The following is a 3,619-nucleotide window of genomic DNA, read 5'->3' on the forward strand; positions in this document are numbered from 1 at the left end:
TGGAGGGCGACGCCGCGGCGGCCCTCGGCAACCGGCCGGCAGCGGAGACCGCCTGGCGTGCCGCGCACCACGCCCTGGTCGAGTTCGGCGCACTCGGGCGGGCCGAGGCAGCGCTGGCCCGGATCGACCCGCTCGGCGACGCGACGACGCCGACCCCCGGCCGCGCTGCGGTGGCGACATTCCGCTGCGAGGGCGGCGTGCGTCTCGTCGAGTACGCCGGCACGTCCGCGGCACTGCCCGACCTGCTCGGGCTGCGCTATCTCGAGCGGCTGCTTGCTGCTCCAGGGCGCGAGGTCGCGGCGCTCGACCTCGTGGCGCACGAGCACGGCGGCGCGGGCCCCCGGCAGAGCGGCCTGGTCGTGCTCGATGACGAGGCCAAGGAGTGCTACCGGCGACGGTTGGCCGAGGTCGATGAGGACATCGACGAGGCCGAGGCATTCAACGACCCGGATCGCGCCGACCTCGCCCGCCGCGACCGTGACTACCTCGTCGCCGAGCTCAGCCGAGCGGTCGGGCTCGGCGGCCGTGACCGTCTCGAGAGCAGCGACGCCGAGCGCGCCCGCACCAGTGTCTTCCGCGCGATCGCCTACGCCCTCAAGCGGATCGAGGCTGTGAGCCCGTTGCTGGCCGACCACCTGCGTCGTGCCGTCTCCACGGGCACCTGGTGCAGCTACTCCCCTGACCCGCTGGCGCCGATCACGTGGACGCTGCGCGTCTGACGCGTGCGCCGTGTCTCCGGCCACCACAACGGCTCGTGGCGGTGCGGGGGCGCGACTGAGGCTGTCTCGCGGCCCGAGGGTGGGCAGGGGTGCCTCCGGCCGGGTCTGCTAGGCCCGCTGGATCTCGGCGTCGTCGGAGGTGTCCTCCTCACGCTTCCCCAGCACCGCGCGTCCGGCCTCGAGCCGGGCCACCGGCACCCGGAACGGTGAGCACGAGACGTAGTCCAGCCCGGCGCGGTAGAAGAAGTGGATCGACTCCGGGTCGCCGCCGTGCTCGCCGCACACGCCCGCCTTCAGGTTCGGCCGGGTGCTGCGACCCTCGCGCACCGCGAGGTCGACGAGCCGGCCGACGCCGTCCACGTCCAGGCTCTCGAACGGCGAGACCGTGAAGACGCCCTTCTCCAGGTAGGCGGCGAAGAAGGCCGCCTCGACGTCATCGCGGCTGAAGCCCCACGTCGTCTGGGTGAGGTCGTTGGTTCCGAACGAGACGAAGTCGGCCTCCTCCGCGATCCGGAACGCCGTGAGGGCTGCCCGCGGCAGCTCGATCATGGTGCCCACCGGGATGTCGAGGACGACGCCCTCGGCCTCAGCGACGTCGGCCAGGATCGCGGTCGCCTCCTCCCGCACCAGGTGCAGCTCCATCAACGAACCGACGAGCGGGACCATGATCTCGGGGCGTGGGTCGTGGCCGGCCTTGATCCGCCGGGCCGCGGCCTCGGCGATCGCGCGGATCTGTCCGGCGAAGAGACCCGGCACGACGAGACCGAGGCGTACGCCGCGCAGGCCGAGCATCGGGTTCGACTCGTGGAGCCGGTTGACGGCCGTGAGCAGCCGCTCGTCCGCCTCCTCGACCGTGCCGTTCTCCTCGGCCCGGGCGACCTTGACCATCAGGTCGGCCCGGTCGGGCAGGAACTCGTGCAGGGGCGGGTCGAGGAGCCGGATCGTGGTCGGGAGACCGTCCATCGCCTCGAGCAGCTCGACGAAGTCCTCCCGCTGTGGCGGGAGCAGCTCGGCCAGGGCCGCGTCACGCTCGGCGGAGGTGTCGGCCAGGATCACCCGCTCGATCAGGACACGACGGTCACCGAGGAACATGTGCTCGGTGCGACACAGCCCCACACCTTGCGCTCCCATCCGTCGGGCGCGGTCGGCGTCGGGCCCGTTGTCGGCGTTCGCCCGGACCTCCATGGTGCGCACGGAGTCGGCGTGGGCCAGGAGACGGTCCACGGCGCGGATGAGCTCGGCGGTCTCTTCCTCGACCCCCTCCAGCGCGGGCTCGAGACCCTCCTCCAGATACTTCACCACCGGTGAGGCGACCACCGGCAGCTGGCCGAGGAAGACCTCTCCGGTGGAGCCGTCGATGGACAGCACGTCGCCCTCGGCGACGGTGACGTCACCGCAGCGGGCGACCTTCTCCTCCTCGTCGACGTCGAGGGACTCAGCACCACACACCGCCGTCTTGCCCATGCCGCGGGCGACGACGGCCGCGTGCGAGGTCTTGCCGCCGCGACAGGTCAGGATGCCGGTGGCGGCGATCATGCCCTCGAGATCCTCGGGGGTGGTCTCCTTGCGCAGCAGCACCACCGCCTCGCCCTTCGCCACCATCGCGGTCGCGGCGGCGGAGTCGAAGACCACCTTGCCGACCGCGGCGCCCGGCGAGGCCGCCATGCCGCGAGTGAACGGCGTCCGCTCGGCCTCGGCGTCGAACTGCGGGAACATCAGCTGGGCCAGCTGCGCTCCCCCGACCCGCTCCAGCGCCTCGTCCATCGTGATGAGCTGCTCGTCGACGAGCTGCGTGGCGATGCGGAACGCCGCTGCGGCGGTGCGCTTGCCGACGCGGGTCTGCAGCATCCAGAGCTTGCCGCGCTCGACGGTGAACTCGATGTCGCACAGGTCGCGGAAGTGGGTCTCGAGGCGGCGCATGATCTTGCGCAGCTCGCTGTACGACGCCGGGTCGACCTCGGCGAAGTCGTCGAGCGAGAGCGTGTTGCGGATGCCCGAGACGACGTCTTCTCCCTGGGCGTTGACCAGGTAGTCGCCGTAGACGCCCGGCTTCCCGGTGGCCGGGTCGCGGGTGAAGCAGACGCCGGTGCCGGAGGTCTCGCCGAGGTTGCCGAACACCATGGTGCAGACGTTGACCGCGGTGCCGGCGTCCTCCGGGATGCGCTCGCGTCGGCGGTAGAGCCGCGCGCGATCGGTGTTCCACGACTCGAAGACGGCGCGGGTCGCGAGGTCGAGCTGCTCGCGGGGGTCCTGGGGAAAGCTGCGCCCTGTCGTCTCCTCCACCACGGCCTTGAAGTCCTCGACGAGCTGACGGAGGTCGTCGGCGTCGAGGTCGAGGTCGTTCTCGACCCCCTTGGCCTGCTTGCGTGAGTCGAGCGCCCGGGAGAAGTGCTCGCCGTCCATCCCGAGAACGGTCTTGCCGAACATCTGGATCAGCCGGCGGTAGGAGTCCCAGACGAATCGCTCGTCGCCCGAGGCGTCGATCAGGCCCTGGACGGAGAAGTCGTTGAGCCCGACGTTGAGCACCGTCTCCATCATCCCGGGCATGGAGTACTTCGCTCCCGACCGGACGCTCACCAGCAGCGGGTCGACGGAGTCGCCGAGACGTCGTCCGACCGCGTCCTCGAGGTGTCGGAGCGCCATCGTCACCTGCACCCGCAGGTTGTCGGGGAGCCGACCGTGGTGGAGGTAGTGGCGGCACGCCTCGGTGGTGATGGTGAACCCAGGCGGCACGGGCAGCCCGAGCCGGGTCATCTCGGCGAGGTTGGCTCCCTTGCCGCCCAGGAGGTCCTTCTGGTCCTTGTTGCCTTCGCTGAACTCGTACACGAGCTTGTCCATCGTGCGCTCACTGCCTTCCCTGGTGCTTCCCTGGTGCTTCCCTGGTGCGGGGTCGAGAGGTG

General features: G+C 71.1%; 2 protein-coding genes. One reads left to right on the forward strand and one right to left on the reverse strand.

Features of this window, described 5'->3' with window-relative positions:
- Window positions 1–719: hypothetical protein (locus tag VOI19_RS16265; RefSeq protein ID WP_323794011.1), on the forward strand; the 719-nt coding region annotated here is incomplete at its 5' end.
- Between the two features lie 108 nt (window positions 720–827).
- Here VOI19_RS16265 and ppdK read toward each other — a convergent pair.
- Entirely contained in the window at window positions 828–3,557 is a 2,730-nt protein-coding gene (ppdK, locus tag VOI19_RS16270) for a pyruvate, phosphate dikinase (protein ID WP_323794012.1), read from the reverse strand.
- Window positions 3,558–3,619: the final 62 nt, after the last annotated feature.

The organism is Nocardioides sp. (genome assembly GCF_034670285.1).
In the GTDB taxonomy this organism is placed as follows: domain Bacteria; phylum Actinomycetota; class Actinomycetes; order Propionibacteriales; family Nocardioidaceae; genus Nocardioides.

Excerpts from the sequence above, each read along its gene's own strand:
- ppdK (WP_323794012.1), bottom strand. The coding sequence starts at position 3,557 with ATGGACAAGCTCGTGTACGAGTTCAGCGAAGGCAACAAGGACCAGAAG.